Annotated in this window: 1 protein-coding gene; it reads right to left on the bottom strand. The window is 62.1% G+C overall.

Annotated features, from left to right (window positions below; translation table 11 throughout):
- Positions 1 to 763 precede the first annotated feature (763 nt).
- The gene (locus tag CHF16_RS39180; RefSeq protein WP_089331241.1) at positions 764 to 1,012 is read right to left on the bottom strand and encodes a DUF397 domain-containing protein; all 249 of its coding nucleotides are present in this window, start codon (positions 1,010 to 1,012) and stop codon (positions 764 to 766) included.
- Between the last annotated feature and the right edge of the window lie 74 nt (positions 1,013 to 1,086).

Raw genomic sequence — 1,086 nt, 5'->3', positions numbered from 1 at the left:
ATACCGAGTTAAACGTGAGACGGACGAGAACATCACCCACGACTCGCCGGCCACGATCCGATTGATCTGCCCAGCAGCTTAATTTAACGGCATTGTTCCATGGTGGACGCGGCGTCAGGGTCGACCGCAATCAAACTCATGCATCCATGATATCCAGCCGGAGCCCGCTTCGTGCTCTCGAACTAGAATTCGACCATGATTCTTTCGAGGGATTCGTGATCAGCGTCGAGCGTTTCGCAAATGCCTCATCTCGGGCATTCGAATTGCCGTGTGGTTCCTTTTTGGGGTGGGGGCGGCGCGTCGGGCAGAGGGCAGGCGGAGCCTGCCCGACGAAAGCTGCACTCAGGGGCCGCAGAGGCTCCAAAGTCAAGGGTGGGACGGAGTCCCATCGCGAAGCGACGCCGAAGGCGCCCTTGACTTTGGAGGGGCGGCCCCGTACGCAGCGCCGCCCCCACCACAATTCCACGAACGTGGTCAGACGGACCGCTTGAGGCGAACACCGACAAGGGCTGCCCGACTGGCGCTATATGCTGTCAACAGCAGGACGCCAACGACAGCTCGACGGCGTTGGACAGCACGGAGGGACCACTTCTCTCCTCACCTCACTCCACGCGGTGAACTGCTGATAAGTCGCCCACACCCCGCGCGCCGGACTAGCCTGGGCCGGCGGTTGAGTGTCATCAATGACATGTAGGTTCTGTACGTTTCTTAGGGGCATGCAGCCGCCATGACCGCTCAAGCATGACCCGTGACATATCTGGGCTCAGAGGTCGTACGCGCCCCTCTTGATCTCCGACACCATCACTGCCCACACGTCCGGCTCCAAAGCCAGGACTCCACCCTCAGGGTCCTTCGAGTCCCGCACGGCCTTTGGCGCCTCGGCGTCACCGTCCAGGATCTCGGCCAGGCGGAACCCCTGGACGCGCCGCACGTTGACCCGCTCCTGCGCGAGGTCGTATCGCGGCGCCGGCGGGCGTCGCCGGGGCGTCGAGGATGCTCTTATGGATGTCAAGCGGCGAGTCTAAGATCGTTTGTGGTGATGATCTGGTAGAGCTCGCGGGCGACGTAGCGTTTGAGGCATCGGAT

This window comes from Actinomadura meyerae, from assembly GCF_900188445.1.
Classification (GTDB): Bacteria; Actinomycetota; Actinomycetes; order Streptosporangiales; family Streptosporangiaceae; genus Spirillospora; species Spirillospora meyerae.
Note: the sequence above shows the minus strand (reverse complement) of the source record. Positions and strands in the feature narration are given on the sequence as shown.